The organism is Rariglobus hedericola (assembly GCF_007559335.1).
In the GTDB taxonomy this organism is placed as follows: Bacteria; Verrucomicrobiota; Verrucomicrobiia; order Opitutales; family Opitutaceae; genus Rariglobus; species Rariglobus hedericola.
The window spans coordinates 1-14,840 of record NZ_VMBG01000001.1; the positions used below are offsets into that span (position 1 = coordinate 1).

The 14,840-nt window shown below is 54.0% G+C and carries 18 protein-coding genes; 10 read left to right on the forward strand and 8 right to left on the reverse strand.

The window, feature by feature from the left end; translation table 11 throughout:
• The first annotated feature begins 501 nt into the window (after positions 1-501).
• The 8 genes from FPL22_RS00005 (at position 502) to FPL22_RS00040 (ending at position 6,097) form a co-directional block, all read left to right on the forward strand.
• Positions 502-1,020, forward strand: coding sequence for a hypothetical protein (locus FPL22_RS00005; RefSeq protein WP_144228070.1), 519 nt, complete (start codon positions 502-504; stop codon positions 1,018-1,020).
• Positions 1,021-1,132: 112 nt separating this feature from the next.
• Positions 1,133-1,417 (forward strand): hypothetical protein, encoded by a 285-nt coding sequence (locus FPL22_RS00010; protein WP_144228071.1) that lies wholly within the window; start codon positions 1,133-1,135, stop codon positions 1,415-1,417.
• Positions 1,418-1,800: 383 nt separating this feature from the next.
• Positions 1,801-2,226, forward strand: coding sequence for a hypothetical protein (locus tag FPL22_RS00015; RefSeq protein WP_144228072.1), 426 nt, complete (start codon positions 1,801-1,803; stop codon positions 2,224-2,226).
• Between the two features lie 194 nt (positions 2,227-2,420).
• The gene (locus FPL22_RS00020) at positions 2,421-2,645 is read left to right on the forward strand and encodes a hypothetical protein (protein WP_144228073.1); all 225 of its coding nucleotides are present in this window, start codon (positions 2,421-2,423) and stop codon (positions 2,643-2,645) included.
• Between the two features lie 399 nt (positions 2,646-3,044).
• Positions 3,045-3,446 carry a hypothetical protein gene (locus tag FPL22_RS00025; protein WP_144228074.1) on the forward strand — a complete coding sequence of 134 codons (402 nt, stop codon included), beginning with the start codon at positions 3,045-3,047 and terminating at the stop codon, positions 3,444-3,446.
• A gap of 551 nt (positions 3,447-3,997) precedes the next feature.
• A complete protein-coding gene (locus tag FPL22_RS00030; RefSeq protein WP_144228075.1) occupies positions 3,998-4,732 on the forward strand; it encodes a hypothetical protein in 735 nt (244 codons plus the stop codon).
• An 83-nt stretch (positions 4,733-4,815) separates the two neighbouring features.
• A complete protein-coding gene (locus FPL22_RS00035; RefSeq protein ID WP_144228076.1) occupies positions 4,816-5,277 on the forward strand; it encodes a hypothetical protein in 462 nt (153 codons plus the stop codon).
• 361 nt (positions 5,278-5,638) lie between these two features.
• Positions 5,639-6,097, forward strand: coding sequence for a hypothetical protein (locus FPL22_RS00040; RefSeq protein ID WP_144228077.1), 459 nt, complete (start codon positions 5,639-5,641; stop codon positions 6,095-6,097).
• Positions 6,098-6,646: 549 nt separating this feature from the next.
• On the opposite strand, the gene FPL22_RS00045 is transcribed toward FPL22_RS00040, so the two are convergent.
• From FPL22_RS00045 to FPL22_RS00070, 6 genes are all read right to left on the reverse strand, one after another.
• A complete protein-coding gene (locus FPL22_RS00045; protein ID WP_144228078.1) occupies positions 6,647-6,895 on the reverse strand; it encodes a hypothetical protein in 249 nt (82 codons plus the stop codon).
• Positions 6,896-7,209: 314 nt separating this feature from the next.
• Positions 7,210-7,632 (reverse strand): PAS domain-containing protein, encoded by a 423-nt coding sequence (locus FPL22_RS00050; RefSeq protein WP_144228079.1) that lies wholly within the window; start codon positions 7,630-7,632, stop codon positions 7,210-7,212.
• Between the two features lie 158 nt (positions 7,633-7,790).
• Positions 7,791-8,339, reverse strand: a complete 549-nt coding sequence (locus FPL22_RS00055; protein ID WP_144228080.1) for a mechanosensitive ion channel family protein — start codon at positions 8,337-8,339, stop codon at positions 7,791-7,793.
• A gap of 84 nt (positions 8,340-8,423) precedes the next feature.
• Complete coding sequence (gene rnk / locus FPL22_RS00060) at positions 8,424-8,855, reverse strand: nucleoside diphosphate kinase regulator (RefSeq protein WP_144228081.1); 432 nt, start codon at positions 8,853-8,855, stop codon at positions 8,424-8,426.
• 80 nt (positions 8,856-8,935) lie between these two features.
• Entirely contained in the window at positions 8,936-9,682 is a 747-nt protein-coding gene (locus FPL22_RS00065) for a metallophosphoesterase family protein (RefSeq protein WP_144228082.1), read from the reverse strand.
• Between the two features lie 402 nt (positions 9,683-10,084).
• On the reverse strand, positions 10,085-11,074 hold the full coding sequence (locus tag FPL22_RS00070) for a magnesium transporter CorA family protein (RefSeq protein ID WP_144228083.1): 990 nt from the start codon (positions 11,072-11,074) through the stop codon (positions 10,085-10,087).
• 224 nt (positions 11,075-11,298) lie between these two features.
• Here FPL22_RS00070 and FPL22_RS00075 point away from each other — a divergent pair, with 224 nt between their 5' ends.
• Both FPL22_RS00075 and FPL22_RS00080 read left to right on the forward strand, forming a co-directional pair.
• Positions 11,299-11,760 (forward strand): hypothetical protein, encoded by a 462-nt coding sequence (locus FPL22_RS00075; protein ID WP_144228084.1) that lies wholly within the window; start codon positions 11,299-11,301, stop codon positions 11,758-11,760.
• Between the two features lie 22 nt (positions 11,761-11,782).
• A complete protein-coding gene (locus tag FPL22_RS00080) occupies positions 11,783-12,193 on the forward strand; it encodes a DUF5069 domain-containing protein (RefSeq protein ID WP_144228085.1) in 411 nt (136 codons plus the stop codon).
• A gap of 40 nt (positions 12,194-12,233) precedes the next feature.
• On the opposite strand, the gene FPL22_RS00085 is transcribed toward FPL22_RS00080, so the two are convergent.
• Together FPL22_RS00085 and FPL22_RS00090 are read right to left on the reverse strand one after the other, a co-directional pair.
• On the reverse strand, positions 12,234-14,030 hold the full coding sequence (locus FPL22_RS00085) for an SLC13 family permease (protein ID WP_144228086.1): 1,797 nt from the start codon (positions 14,028-14,030) through the stop codon (positions 12,234-12,236).
• Entirely contained in the window at positions 14,027-14,821 is a 795-nt protein-coding gene (locus FPL22_RS00090; protein ID WP_144228087.1) for a cytochrome c oxidase assembly protein, read from the reverse strand. The genes FPL22_RS00085 and FPL22_RS00090 overlap by 4 nt, the downstream gene beginning before the upstream one ends.
• Positions 14,822-14,840: the final 19 nt, after the last annotated feature.

Consider the following 14,840-nt stretch of genomic DNA (forward strand, 5'->3'; position numbering starts at 1 on the left):
ATATCTCTGGAGCCAGAAACAAAAACCACGGAGCCGAACCAGTCGTTACAGACAATTTCGTGCAGTGTCACAGTCGCGGCGGAGCCGCTTTGTGTGCCACCGCACGAAATGTCTGATCTAAAGCGTTCGGCAAAATCATTATGAACTTCTATGACTTACCCAAATCGGAAAAACGGATGCTCAAGCAACAGGCATTCAAAAGGAATCCCCGAATAAAGTGGCATTTAGCGTTCATCATAGCTTTTGCCATTTTTACCTCAACCGCGATTACTAGCGCACTATATCCCAGATACGAAGACCGGAACTCAGTTGGGAATATCGCCACGAAAGCGGTTCTTGGATTCGGATTTATGTATTGGGGCTATCTTTCGATTCTTCAGCCTCGAATCATGCAAGAAATCGAAAAAATACGAAAATCAAAATGAGCCGAACCAGTCGTTACAGACAGTTTCGTGCAGTGTCACAGTCGCGGCGAAGCCGCTTTGTGTGCCACCGCACAAAATGTCTGATCTAAAGCGTTCGGCAAAAAACAAAGATTACTACACCATGCACTTAGCGTTTACCAAATCTAAACCCTCACGGCTTTTCAGCCTATGGAATCTTACCATATTTACGGCATGCTTCACGGCTAGCACCCTGATTGCGGAAGAAAAACCAATCGAAACCATCACAGCAGATGGATCAAGGCACATCATAATTAAAAGGCCCGAGAAAAAAGAAGCGGAAGAGCAGTTTATTACAGCCAAAGGAGTCCTCAAAACCAGAATCATTCGACACCTGAATGATGCCGGAAATTTCATACAGAGCGACTACTACAATGAAGCTGGACGCCTATATGCGTATGAACTTCCAGAATTCAGCAAGGAGGGCCCCGCACGATCCATAAAATGGATGGATAAAAATAAGGCCTTGATTTACACAGTATATCTTTTCCCCAATTTTAAGATTATCGCACCCGACGGAGCGAGTCTTACGCAAGAGCAGGTCGACGCAATTAACACGAAACTTAGATCTGAGTAAAAAACGAATGAGCCGAACCATGCGCTACAGACAATGCGATTCGCTGTCACGTCGGCTGCTTCGCACCCGCCGCGCCATCGAAGCGCATGTCTGACCTAAGACGTTCGGCAAAATGAAAGACCCCGGATTACATTGCCCGGTTTGCGGAAGCGAAAAGCGCGAAAACAAGCGATACCCGCTCTATGTTTGCGCGACGTGTTCAGCGAATATCGAAGACGAGTCCGGCCGGCAATTGGCTATCACAAATACACATGAAGGAGATGGAATTGTTATTACCTATGCGGACACCGGAGAAGAAAGAAAATCGCGCGAATGTATAGTTCAGGGAATTCGTTGCTTCGCACGCCAAGCGCATTTTGGCGGAGTTGTCATTCAAGCCTTCGATGAAAAGAAATAAAACCATACCGCCGAACCAAGCGTTACAGACAACGACCCGCGCTGTCACGCCGGCTGCTTCGCACCCGTCGGGCCAGCGCGTGTCGCGCCTGATCTGAATCGTTCGGCAATATAAGACCGAGGTTGCGCGGTGAACCATCGGCCCGAAAAAATTAAAACCATGTCGCTGATATACGGAAGCGACGGGGCGAAGCTGTAGATACGAAAAAAAACATCAGCTTAAAGAAAATCGAACCCACGCGCATGAATATCTCTGGAGCCAGAAACAAAAACCACGGAGCCGAACCAGGCGTTACAGACAATTTCGTGCAGTGTCACAGTCGCGGCGGAGCCGCTTTGTGTGCCACCGCACGAAATGTCTGATCTAAAGCGTTCGGCAAAAATATGAAACCCTACATCGTCATTATCGCCCTTACGCTGGCGTGCCTGAAATCTTTTGGCGCAGACGCGCCAGCCCAGCAGCCGGACCAAGATCGCTCGATCAATGCCCCTATTGGTATATTAGGTTATTATATTGGTAGCCCGCTCACTATCGAAGGAATAAGTCAGAAACCCGGCAGAGGAGATCATGACCGCAAGGGCTTGTGGGTCGATACGATTGGTGAGCACAAGCTTGATAAGCCAGTGGGCATATTACTTGATAATTGCGTATTACCAAGTAACGAGCGATGCATCCTGAAAGGATATGAATCTGTAAGATGGGTTGGGCGTCCTGACGTGGACGGCAAAGTCTCCCAGATGCCATTTCAGCCTCAATTTTACTTTATAGTTACTTCGGTCATTCAGCCGCAGACCCTAAAAATCAAATGAAGCCGAACCAGTCGTTACAGACAATGACCACAGCTGTCACGTGTCGTGCTGCGCACGCCCCGCGCCAGCTGCGGTCATGTCTGATCTAAAGCGTTAGGCAAAACGAAATGTCGCCAGCAGAACAAAAGATTATCGCCTCCGCACGGCGGAAAATTAAACGGCCCCACCTAGGCGTAGTATTTATAATTCTATGGATGATTGCTTTGCTCGTATTACTACGATTAGGAAATGATGAAAAAAAGAAAATCGACAGACAGCCCCTGGTAGAACAAGGCCCATGCAAACAGCGAGTTGCATATTACATGATGGCAGCAAGTGGAGTTTTTCTGATAGGCGTCGTTTTTGGTCCGCACCTTTTCGCATCTCCTGCCGAGAGACTTTTGATTAAGCTATTAGATGAAAAAGAAAACGGAGCCTAACAAGTCGTTACAGACAATGCAGTTTGCTGTCACGCCGGCTGCTTCGCACCCCGTCGCGCCAGCAAACCGCATGTCTGATCTAAAACGTTCGGCAATAAAATTATGAGCTCTAACCCTTTCTTAATCGGATGGCTCGTTTGTGGTCTTCTTGGGCTTATCCTAGGAATCGCCAGATTCCCCGATGATATGAAAAAGAAGGATTCGTTTATGGTTCTATTCATGATTATTGCGTCTATCCTCATGGGGCTGCTATCACTTTACGCAGCATATACACACAAGCGCGAAGAATGAAAACGGAGCCGAACCAGTCACTACAGGCAATGACCTTCGCTGTCACGCCGGCTGCTTCGCACCCGTCGCGCCAGCGAAGGTCATGTCTGACTTAAAGCGTTCGGCAAAATGAAAAACCTCTTTCTCATATGTCTTTTAGTCGTAGCGGTCGCTTTATCAGGCTGTGGCGACCTAAGTCCGAAAGTCATCATTTCGCCTACGCCGCAAGACGTGAAAACCGCCCTTCGTGATACCACGCTAGACTTTCCTGCAAGTGTAAGAATATCACGGCTTGAGACTTTCCCGAGCCTAACAGGGAACGAAGTGAAGATAGAAATTTTGGGAGGCGAAAAAGAAAGAGCAGAAATAGCAGCCATTTTTTCCGAATCAAAAGAGGCTGTATTTCCGATCCAAAAAATTGTGTCATCGAAGCTTAATAAGGATTATCCCTGGCATTTTAAGATTGATTCAGCGGCACAGCCAGACGGCCACTATCTCATATCAATTTATGGCGCCCAGTATTATAATTAAAGCGGAGTCGAACCAAGCGCCACAGGCAACGATCTGCACTGTGACGGATCGTGCTCCGAGCCAGCGCAGATCGCGTCTGATCTAAAGCGTTGGGCAAATGCATGACGACAAAAGCTAAAATCGGACTTACGGCCATATTCGCATGCATCGCGTGTGCGATATGCATCGCTCTAGATGCTGCATTTAGGCAGTCGGGAGATTGGTTATTCTCAGTATTTTTATTCCCTGCCTGCTACTTTTTCTTGCTGTGGATCGTTTTGCTTATCGGCGACATAAAGGATCTATTTTATTTCGCATGGATTTTTCACGCCATCCAGTTCGCCGCTTATGGAGTAATCTACGCACGCTTTTGGATACGAAGCGCGCCGAAGAAAGGCGCGTTATTAGTGACCGTCATCCATTTATTGATGATTATTATATACATGGGATCAGCGCTACTTTGGGAGCGCTCACGAACATGAAAATCACGGAGCCCAACCAGTCACTACAGATAACGGACTGCACTGTCACGGAATGTGCTCCGAGCTGCACATTCCACGCCGGCGCGATTCGTGTCTGACCTCAAATATTCGTCAAAAATGAAGACTCGTAATTTGTTGATTATATCAACTGCGTTGATTTTCTGTAGCTATAGCCTTCTACGAAAATCTCCCGTCGAAGTTGCTGATACCGCTGTAATGTTAAACTACACAGTATACGGAATTAATTCCTATCGTGTGTGCGGAGTTCTTAAAAATACCTCTGATAAGACCCTAGTTTTTCCGGTTTTGAAAGTCTCTCTTCCTAGTGTAGCCAATAGCCTTATGCATACCGTTACTGGTTGCATAGTGCCTGCCGGGGAGAGCCGATATTTTTTAACAGGCGGCGAGGGCATAGATTCTTTTGTTCCGCCTATTGAAATCAGTTACCTCTACTCAGACAATCGTATCGAGAAGGCCTATGTTGCTCGCCAGCTTAAATATCTTCCAAAACTTAGTTGCACCGACGTTTACTTCGACTCTTCGGACACCGGGCGGGGGGGAAGTCTAAGGTATCGATTCGTAAATAATTCAGATTTAAGGATCGGAAGTATTCAAGCTACGGCAGTTTTCTTTGATGAGGAGGGGACTCTTATTGCGGCCTGGGCATTTCACTCGACCAAGCTGGATAATCCGGAGGGAAAGCATTATGTCATGGATATCGAAAATGGGCAGCGCGTGGTGCGAGCCGAAATACAAATAGACACTTTTATAGAAGAGGGCGACATGCCGAATCAAAGGGTTGCAGTGCCTCCCTCAGTGGAATAAGAAAACAACAGAGCCGAACTGGGCGCTAAGGGCAACGACCATAGCTGGCGCGGCTCACGTTTATCATTCGGAAAAAATAAATCATGCGCTATCTAGCAGTCTTTTTGTTCAGTTACGTCAGTTTGATGGCCGATAATTCAAAGTTCATTACCGGCCCATCGATACCAGACGTTAAGAGTCCGGTCCTATTTATTAAGGCACTGACGGACAAAATTTCGGAAGAACCGGAAAAGCCGGAAAGCTTAATGTATATTAATTATCTGGCGACATACTTGATCTTGCTCGCGGAAAAGAAGGATTTTAATCCAGAGGTGTTTATCACGCTGAATAGAGCTGCGCCCGCCATCGCTAAATTGCGTGTTAGCGCCCCAATTATTCCGAGCGGAAATGAAGCTTGGAAGGCTAGACTTATTGACGATCCATATGATGCGATGGCACACCGGCCATTTCTGTCTTTTTACTTCTATTATTATTTCGAGGAAGCCAAGAAATCAGAAGGAAAGAAGATACCGGATTACACCGGCCCTATTTTCGGAACATTATGAAAAGGGAGCCCAACCAGTCTTTACAGACAATGACCGCAGCTGTCACGTGTCGTGCTGCGCACGCCCCGCGCCAGCTGCGGTCATGTCTGATCTAAAGCGTTCGGCAAAATGAAAGCATGGCTCTCGAGTGTTTGGATCAAAGCGGGAGTTCTCACTATTTTGCTCCCGTCAGTGGGCGTTTGGATCTTTGGGTTGTGGTATCACACTCTTCATTGGGAGAAAGACTATGTTCAGCCTCTTTATTGGTCCTTTCCCATGCCGTTCGCATTGGGCCTAATCGGTAGCACACCAATACCCATTCTCTGGACCGCCATCAGACAAATACGGAAACAAAATAAATGCCGAATCGAAACCTCGGCAGATGAATCCCTCTAGTGTAAAAACCACTGAGTCGACCAGTCGTTACAAGCAACCACAGCTGCCATCACTGACTAAGGCGTTCAGTAAAAAAATGAAAAATCGTGTTTCTGTCGCCCTTTCTATCGCAGTAATCCTCTTCTGCGTGACCGGCTGTAATAGCCACACTTGGGTTGATGTGTGGCAGCCTATCTCGGTTCCGAAAGGATTGGCATGGCACAACGCCGCATATCAGCAGACTGCTTTCGATATCGATTCGGATGGGCGTATTGATCGCCTTCGCTTCTGGATTGGAAGTGGCCTCGCGGAAGAGTTGATGGATACCGATCTAGATGGATGGTTCGACAGTCATGTCGTTAGTGCTTATGGCAAGGATCGCGAACAGAAGCAGATTCACACCCAAGCCCCAGCAGTCCCTGTAGCAAATGCTGCTGGTGCTTTTGAGCGGCCCAGAGATCAATAAAATCCAGACCATAAGGCAGAACCATGTGCTGCAAATGGTTGTAGCTTTTGCGTCTGATCTAAAACATTTGGGGAATGAAACAGAAGTAAACAGGCGCTGGTCGGATTGGTTGTTCTTCTCCTTTTCTATTTATTTAGCTACCATTGCTTCACTCGATGCGAAATATAATCCGGATGTTTAATGAGGTTGAAGCGGGTGTATGGCTCTTGATAGCCATCGTCTTCTTGGTTTTTAGTTTCAAAGCCGTCGGCGAAAAACGGAAACTTGGAGTTGTTTGTTTCGTGGCATTTCTGATCTTTGGGATTTCAGATATCATCGAAAGCCGGACCGGAGCTTGGTGGAGGCCGTTATGGCTTTTGGCTGTGAAGATCCCGTGTGTGCTTACATTTATTTACTGTTATCTAAAATATAGGCGGATACAAAAAACGGAGCAGTCAAATTATTGATAATTAGCAACGATCATGCCGGTTGGGGCGCGTTTTTATCAGTATGGACGCATCGAACGAGTAAAGGGCCTGTCCGGATGGCGGACAGGCCCGGTTGGCCTGTTTAGTTGCTGGATCGCTCGGTTGGTTTCCAGCCGGCGAAGGCTTCGGGCCATTCTTTTTCGGTAATCGCAAAGACATCGGGCCAGTTCTTTTTGATCAGAAGGGCGAAGGTATCTTCATCTTGCTGCGACAGGTATTCGGCGACGACTGCGCAGCGGTCTTGCCAGTCATCGGGGTAAATGGCGCGAGCCCACCCATGCATGCGCCGGAGGTTATTGTTACTGAGGACGGATTTGGATTCTTGATTCATATTTATGGATTACGCGGTTTGGGGAGCTTGTTGGGTTGTAGAGGGAATTGGCGCTTGAACGGGTTGGGTTCGGATGAGCGCGCAGCAGCGCCACCGCACGGGAATTGCCGTGCGGGCGGTAAATACGCTTCCGGTCATCGCGCCTCTCGGGGGCTGGCCGTTCGGTGCTAGCCGAGTTGGCCCAAGAGGTAGGCGAGACCGGTCGCGCCAAGGAAGATGCGTGGGAGCTCGCTCATGGTTTTAATGAATACGGGCTGAAAATCGGGAATAGCTCGGCGAGCGGGAGTGGGGTGCGTGGCTCGGGTCCAAGGCGTTTAGATCTGCGCGTGGTCGATGACGCCTTCGATGGCGATGATGGCGCCGGAAGCGTCGTATACGCCAACGAGGCGATCTTCCACCGTCACGGCGGCGTGATGAGCAGCCATTATTCGATAGGTAACGGTGGTGCGTCGTCGCGCCATCAACGCGCTTTGGATTTGTGCCGCGACACCGGGAAGGTCTTCGGGGTGGATCAGGTGGGCGAACGAGAGGCTTTGGTTTTTAATGACGCGGTGTGCTTCGTATCCGGTGACACGATGGAACGCGTCGCTCACCCATTCCATCGTCCAGGTCCGATCATAACGACGGCGATAGGCGAAGCCGCGCAGGTTTGTGACCAGCCTTCGTAATAAGGCGGCCGCTTCGGACTGATTGATCGTTGCAATGAAGGGAGTTGGCTGAAGAGAGAGGGTGTTCATGGGGCTTGAAGTTGTTTGAGGGGCGGGAGGCTAAGCCATTGGGTTGCCCGCGCTGATTCGTTTGAGGGAAACCCTCGGTTCCTTTGGGCAATGGGGGCGTGCTGATGCTACGCTCCATGCCCATGTGCGGCGTTTAGTTTCATCGCCTTGTTGAGGAGTTACGCCGGCAAAAGGTTCTCCTTGGCCGGAGTTGAGGGCGCGTGACGCTTGAGCACCCGTTGGAAGAAAAGGTTGTTCGGAATCCGCAGTAGGCCTCCGTCGGAAGTGCGTAAGGTTGTGTAGATGAGGCTCAGTTCGACGACTTTTCCGAGGATGGGGTCGTCGCCGACAATCTCGATCTGGTCGTTCATCTCAAATGGCCGAAACGCCACGATCAACACCGAGGCGAGCATGTGGCTGAGGATGCTCCACATCGCCACAAAGCCGATGGCCAGGAGGCTGAGGACGGCACCGAGCAGGGATAACAACCCCTTTAGATCGATGCCCATCGCGAGAAGCACTCCGAGTGCCGCAATTCCGATGACCACCCAGCGTATGACACGAACCGTAACCCATGATTTGGCGGAAGCGGCTGTAAGACGAGATTCGGTGGGCGCGCGCGGGCCACGCGCGAATAAATACGTGGTCAGGATCGCGACGACCAGAATGGCCGCCGGGCCAAAATTCGAACCCTGAAAAAATGAAGTGAAATGACTGAGGGATTGCATGAGGAGGTCACGCAGACGATGCCGCGTTGTTGAGAATAGGCGCACAGGGCCGCAGCCCCTGTGCGCACGTGGACGACGCTGCGATTAGCGCCATGAAATAGCCGACAGGAGGGCGGGAGTCGCACTGGCTGGGGCCGGTGCCAGGACGCGGCGAATTTTCAACTCACGGGCTCCGCCCGGGGTATTCCAAGTGAGGATATCGCCTTCGCGGCAGCCGATGAGCGCGGTGCCGATCGGGGTGAGAATGGAGAGACGTTTCTCGTCGACGTTGGACCGTTCGGGAAAGGTGATCGTGTATTCTTCCACTTCGCCCGTCGAGAGGTCTTCGAATTCGACTAGAGATTCCATGGTGACGATGTCTGCCGGGATGGCGGCGGGATCGATGATCACCGCGCGGTCGAGCTCATCCCTGAGCTTTACCAGTGCGGCGCTGGCATTGGAATAGAGCGCGGCGGAAAGCAGCAGGCGTAGCTTGGCATTATCGTCGTGGGAAATGTAGATGGGGGTGTTGTTCATGGTGTTTTTTTGGGGGAAATAGGCGGCCGCTTTCCTGCGCCGAAGGGCGCAGGTCGTTGGGTGCAGGGGTGGGTGTTAAGCTAGGCGGCGACTGTCGACATGGAGTCGTTTTCGACGACTGCAGGCCTAGGTAAGAATTCCTGCTTTTTGGCGCTGATGAGCTGGCAGCTCATGTCTTCGGTCTGCAGGAGAATGTGATTTGGGAAGCGCGCATCGGTATCGCGGCCTGGATTGAGATAAAGCGTCGAATCCTTTTGTTCGTGCCAGTGAACGGGATTGTGCACGTGGCCAGAAAGGACGACCTGCGGGCTATAACGGCGGATAGGATCAACCAAATCGGGGTCGCCGGCATCACGGCTGTTCGTGCGGGTGGCGACCAACGTTTTGGTCGGTGGAGCGTGGACGACCCAAATGTCTGCGTTGCCTCCCTTCGGGCGGGTGGTGCAGCTGATGTTGAGTAGTGAAAGCCCGTCGAGGGTGACGCGCTGTCCGTCGACCCACACGTTGGCGCTCGCCAGGTTGCGAACCCAATATGCGGGGGTCCAGAGCTCGAGTTCTGAATCCCACTCGAGATCGTGATTGCCACTGCACACGCTGATCGGGCGAGGGTAATCGTTGATCCAGTCGGAGACCCAATCGATCTGTTTCTGATGCGGTGCGGCATCGGAAAGATTGAGCATGTCGCCCGACATCACGAGGAGATCGTGGGCCGGGGCGTTGTCAGGGAGCCAGTCGAACCAGCGCTTATTAAAATGGAAATCGGTAACGTGAAGAATGGTCATGATGTGAAGGTAGGCTGAGCCCACGACGTGGTCGTTTCTGGACACACCTCCGGGCGGGAGTTTGATCAGGAAGATCTGCGCAACGGCGCAGATCCGATTGCTCGCGAACGCGCCAAGATCTGACCGCGTCGAAGCTCGTTAATTTATCGTTTCGCCCGGTCCCCGCGCTTTCGGTCTGTTGACGCGATTTGCTCGCGCCGACCGGTTAGCCCGTGGTCCCGGGCTGAGCCGGGAAGATATAAAACGCCAAACCCGCCGCTTTTTGCAGGGGGGCACAGAAAGTATTATTCTGAGGCGTGTTCGGGTTCAAGATGAGGGCAGGGATGTTTCAATCGCCGGCTTTGTCAAGCGGTGTCGGGCCTTTTCCTGCAATGCGGTGATGATCGGTCCGCTTTTGGGGAAATTGAGATGCCCGGGCTTTGAATCCGCCGGGGTAACGAAAGGAAATCAAAGCCAGCGTTTGTATTTGAATACCAGATACGGAACCACGGCGGAGACCAGCATCAGCGCGAGCGACAGGGGGTATCCCCAGGTCCATTGCAGTTCCGGCATGTGTTTGAAATTCATGCCGTAAATGCTGGCGACCAAGGTCGGGGGCAACAGCACCACCGCGAGCACGGAGAATAATTTGATGATCTTGTTCTGCTGACTGTTGATCGTGTTCTGGTCGCTGTTTACCCGGCCCAAAGTCGCGTCCAGGATGAACGTCACTTTGCTCGATACGAAGTTGGCGTGATCGGCGAGCGCGATGACGTCCTTGCCGGTGATACGCCAGTGTTCGTCCACTTGTTCACCGCTAAGATTTCCGCATGTTTCGGTGAAGAATCCGTGCACGCGTTGAAGGCTGACCAAGCTCTCGCGTGCGTTGGCCGTTCGGGCGCCATTTTGACCGATACGCTTCAGTATTTCGGTGTAGTTGATGGCGCCCGGGTCGCGGCTCTCGCCCATGAATATCAAGGTGGACAGGTCGTTGAGGTCGGTGGCGACAAATTCAAGAATGTCTGCGATGCGATCAACCACTTCATCAAACAATCCGAGGAAAACTTTCTGGGGAGTTTGGAATAATTCGGGGCTACGCTCGTAGCGGACCGCAAAGCCTTTGAAGGGCATGGGATCGTCAAAGCGCAGGGTCACGAGCCGGTTGGGACGATATACGAACGTCACGGGAGTGGTCGTGGAATCTGGACTCGCTGCTCTGACCATGACCGTCGCCGTCATGAATAAGGTGCTGTTTTCGATGTATAGGCGGCTGGAGACTTCGATCTCTTGAGCTTCGTTTCGCGTGGGCAGCTCGATCTTCTCCATTTTTTCCACGGCCTTGATTTCGTCGGCCGTCGGATCCAGCAGATCGATCCAAAGGACGTGCTCCAGATCTTCGTTGGGCAGGTTGGAAACGGACAGAGTGCGAACCGTCTTTTTGGTGTAGATCTTGATCACGTATCAGGACCTCTATGTTCCTAGGAAGGTTGGCAAGTCAGACCTAGGCGCTGCGTCGGGTAGAAGCTCTTTGATACTGGTGCGGGGTGACTAATGGCGGTGGCGGGCGGGTGGCGTTGAGGAAGGAGCGTTTTGTGGGTTAAGTGAAAACATCCTAGACGCCATCTGCTTGAGAGTCAGGGTGGTGAACGCCTCAGTGCGTGTGTCGGCAATGAAACCCCTTTATGAAATCGTTACTTCTTTCCTTGGTTTTTTCTCTGTCTGCGGTCGCCGTTTCGGCGGCGGATATCGCGTCGGTTAATTTCGGCGCCATCAAGGAGGAGTTGCGCGGATACTATTTTGCGAAGCCGGAGAATGCGGAGGTGAAGGAGCGTTTTGATGCCGCGGTGAAAACGGAGAAGGCGTATCAGGACGAGCTGCAGAAGAAGCTGATGGATGGTAACAAGCCCATCGATCTGCGGGCGGCGATGCCGAAGGCGGGCGGTATGGATCGCTACCACTTGGAGCGTAAAATCGATGCTGCGTTGAAGGCCGAATTGTATCTGATCATCGGCGGGTTGGGCCTCAAGTATGAGCTGATTTACGACAGCTCCAGTGCGGATTCGATCATCTATGCCAAGAGTCAGGTGGATGATGTGACGACGCTGGTGAAGCAGGCGATCATCGATCTATCGAAGAAGAAATAAGGGCGGCCGGGCCCCTGACCTGATGAAGCTACCGGCGCCGCGCGAGCAATTGGCGGGTTGTGTGTGGTTGCCGCGTATTCTGGCGAAGGCACGACTTTTGAATGCGGGTGAACTGGCGCCGGATTATGCGGCGCGGTTTGGGCACGCATCGGGGGTGGATGGGCAGTTTCTGGCGTTTTTCGAGCTGACCGCGGACGAGGTGCGCGCGGTGGCGGCCGCGGGCGGGGATGATGAGACGGTGGCGGCGTGGTTTGCCGTGAGAACTCAGGCGGCACGCACGTCTGAATGGAACCGCGTGGCCGTAAATTTGGGGCGGGCTGGGTTTCCTATGGCGGAACGTCTGCCGGTGGCGTTGGCGACGACGTATGCGCACTTGAACGGGCGCGGGTTGGAGACGGTGTTCGCGGTGCTTGAAGCGGACGAGGCGCTGTGAGCGTGAAGGGTTGCGGGCGGGCGGTCCCGCGCCGGACACCTTAGAACGGCCAGATACGCGGGACCACGATCAGTGACGTGACGAAGCAAAGGCAGTTGAGCGGGACGCCGATCTTGACGAAGTCGGAGAAGCGGTAACCGCCGACGCCGTAAACGTAGGTGTTGGTCTGGTAGCCGATGGGAGTGGCGAAGGCGGCGGAGGCGGAGAACATGACGACCATCACGAAGGGCTGCATGTTGACGCCGAGCTGCGTGGCGATGCCGATGGCGATGGGCACCATGAGGGCGGCCACGGCGTTGTTAGACAGGAGCTCGGTGAGGATCGTCGTGACGAGGTAGAGCGCGCCGAGGACGAAGATGGCCTTGTGGTCGGGGGGCACGATGGCTTGCACGCCGTCGACGACGTGGCCGGCCAGCCAGAGCGCGGCACCGGTCTGCTCGAGGGCGAGGCCGGCGGCGAGCATGCCGTAGATGAGGAAAAGGATGTTCCACTCGATGGAGGCGTAGGCCTCGTTGGCCTTGAGGCAGCCGGTGAGGCAGACGATGACGCAACCGGCGAGGGCGCCGACCTCGATAGGCACCCAGTTGAACGACGCGGTGGTGACCACGGCGGCGATGACGCCGAGGACGATGGGCATCTTTTTGTTCTGCGACGTGGCGGGAACGCGCGCGCGATCGAAGAGCATGAGGTCGTCGCTCTGGCGGAGGGCGTCGATGGCCTGGTCGGTGCCCATCATGAGGACGATGTCGCCGGCTTCGAGCGGGAGGGTGTCGAGGCGCTCGCGGACGTTGCGGCCCTTGCGGTGCACGGCGAGGACGATCATGCGGAAACGCTGGCGGAAATTCACCTCACGCACGGAGTGGCCGACGATGCCGGAGTGGGGGTTGACCACGGCTTCGACCAACGAACCCTCGTGGGCGGCGATCTGTTCGATGCCGAGTTTGAGCTCGGAGATGAGGTCGATGCCGGCAAAACCGCGGGTGGCGGCGATGCCCTGCGGTCGGCACGCGAGGATGATGCGGTCGCCGGCTTTGAGGAGGACCTTTTCCGGCTCGATGTAGAGCGCGACGCCATTGCGGACGATTTCGATGATGCGGATGCCCTTGGCGCGGGTGAGGCCGGCGTCGATGAGGGTTTTGTCGATGGCGGGCGAGCCGGACTGCACGAAGGCCTCGGTGATATATTCGCGGCGCTCTTCGTCGGTGAGGATGGAGGTGAGCATCTCGCGGGTCGGGAGCAGGCGTTTGCCGCAGAAGGCGAGGTAAACGGCACCGATGAGGGTCGCGGGCACGCCGAGCCAGGCCAGCTCGAACATGCTGAAGGCGGGGAGGTTTTTGGAGATGAGGATGCCGTTGACGACGAGGTTGGTGCTCGTGCCGATGAGGGTGCAGGTGCCGCCCAGAACCGCCGCGTAGGAAAGCGGGATGAGCAGCTTGGACGGCGCGAGGTTCATCTTGCGCGCGAGTCCGAGGACAACCGGCAGGAAGACGACGACCACGGGCGTGTTGTTGATAAACGCCGAGGCGATCGCGACGATCATCACGAGGATGAACATCACCACGGGATAGGACCAGCGGGCGGATTTCTCCACGAAGCCCGAGAGCAGCTCGATGGCCCCGCAGCGGACGAGGGCGGCGCTGAGGACAAACATCGCGCCGACGGTGAAGGGGGCGGGGTTGGCGAAGACGGAGAAGGCCTTTACGGGGGAGAGTAGGCCGGTCGCGATGATCGCGACGAAGAGCATGAGAGCGGTGATATCAGGCGCGATTTTTTCGCGCATGAAGCTCACCATCGTGGCGGCGAGCAGGACGAAGATGATGGCAATTTCCCGAGTCATGCGTTGCCGGCGCGGCGCTCGGAGGCCTGATACCACTTATAGAAAGCGATGATGAAAACGATGAAGGTCACGCCCATGCCGCCGGCTTTCATGATGACGGAGCCGAGCAACTGATCCTCGGCCGGACCGAAACCGGCGAAGAGGCGCGGCGCGTATTCGTAAGTCGGATAAAGGATGTCGTTGGAGAAGGCGATGAAGGCGAAGACGGGGGTCATGCCGATGACCACGCCGATGAGGTAGAGCATCTGCGAAGCGTAGGGGCGGGCGGGGAATTCACGTGAAGGGCTGATGATCGGCCACCAGTAAAAGAGCGCGGCGCCAAAGAACATGACGTGCTCGGCGATGTGCACCCAGCGGTTTTGCAGGGCCCAGTCGTAGAGCGCTGGAGCGTGCCAGATCGAATAGACGAGCATGTAGAGGAGTCCGCAGATGAGCGGATGCGTGAGCAGGCCGATCACCGGTTTCAGGCGGGGGCGGCCGGTGACCGTGGAGACGAGCCACGAAGGCAGACCGAGCAGGAACAATACGGCGGCCACATACATGATGAGCTGGTGTTGCACCATGTGTCCGCTCAAGAGGAAGCGTTCGCCGATCTGGTCGAGGGGGGAACCGACCGCCAGGTAGAAGACGATAAGGGAAAGGTAGAACTGGATCGCTTTGCCGCGCGGGTAGGCGACGCCGGGGGCGATACGTTCGCGGAGGGGGCCGGTGAAAAGCGCGTAGAGCCAGCCCAGCAGGATGAGCCCGCCGATGAGGTGCGGTTCGTTATGCCAGTGGGTCCAGTCGATCATGGGACGGAGTCGGGGAACT

Bases quoted from the DNA above. Each gene is read 5' to 3' on its own strand.
- FPL22_RS00005 (WP_144228070.1), top strand. From the start codon at position 502: ATGTCTGATCTAAAGCGTTCGGCAAAAAACAAAGATTACTACACCATG.
- FPL22_RS00010 (WP_144228071.1), top strand. From the start codon at position 1,133: ATGAAAGACCCCGGATTACATTGCCCGGTTTGCGGAAGCGAAAAGCGC.
- FPL22_RS00015 (WP_144228072.1), top strand. From the start codon at position 1,801: ATGAAACCCTACATCGTCATTATCGCCCTTACGCTGGCGTGCCTGAAA.
- FPL22_RS00020 (WP_144228073.1), top strand. From the start codon at position 2,421: ATGATTGCTTTGCTCGTATTACTACGATTAGGAAATGATGAAAAAAAG.
- FPL22_RS00025 (WP_144228074.1), top strand. From the start codon at position 3,045: ATGAAAAACCTCTTTCTCATATGTCTTTTAGTCGTAGCGGTCGCTTTA.
- FPL22_RS00035 (WP_144228076.1), top strand. From the start codon at position 4,816: ATGCGCTATCTAGCAGTCTTTTTGTTCAGTTACGTCAGTTTGATGGCC.
- FPL22_RS00040 (WP_144228077.1), top strand. From the start codon at position 5,639: ATGAATCCCTCTAGTGTAAAAACCACTGAGTCGACCAGTCGTTACAAG.
- FPL22_RS00045 (WP_144228078.1), bottom strand. From the start codon at position 6,895: ATGAATCAAGAATCCAAATCCGTCCTCAGTAACAATAACCTCCGGCGC.
- FPL22_RS00050 (WP_144228079.1), bottom strand. From the start codon at position 7,632: ATGAACACCCTCTCTCTTCAGCCAACTCCCTTCATTGCAACGATCAAT.
- FPL22_RS00055 (WP_144228080.1), bottom strand. From the start codon at position 8,339: ATGCAATCCCTCAGTCATTTCACTTCATTTTTTCAGGGTTCGAATTTT.
- rnk (WP_144228081.1), bottom strand. From the start codon at position 8,855: ATGAACAACACCCCCATCTACATTTCCCACGACGATAATGCCAAGCTA.
- FPL22_RS00075 (WP_144228084.1), top strand. From the start codon at position 11,299: ATGAAATCGTTACTTCTTTCCTTGGTTTTTTCTCTGTCTGCGGTCGCC.
- FPL22_RS00080 (WP_144228085.1), top strand. From the start codon at position 11,783: ATGAAGCTACCGGCGCCGCGCGAGCAATTGGCGGGTTGTGTGTGGTTG.
- FPL22_RS00085 (WP_144228086.1), bottom strand. From the start codon at position 14,030: ATGACTCGGGAAATTGCCATCATCTTCGTCCTGCTCGCCGCCACGATG.
- FPL22_RS00090 (WP_144228087.1), bottom strand. From the start codon at position 14,821: ATGATCGACTGGACCCACTGGCATAACGAACCGCACCTCATCGGCGGG.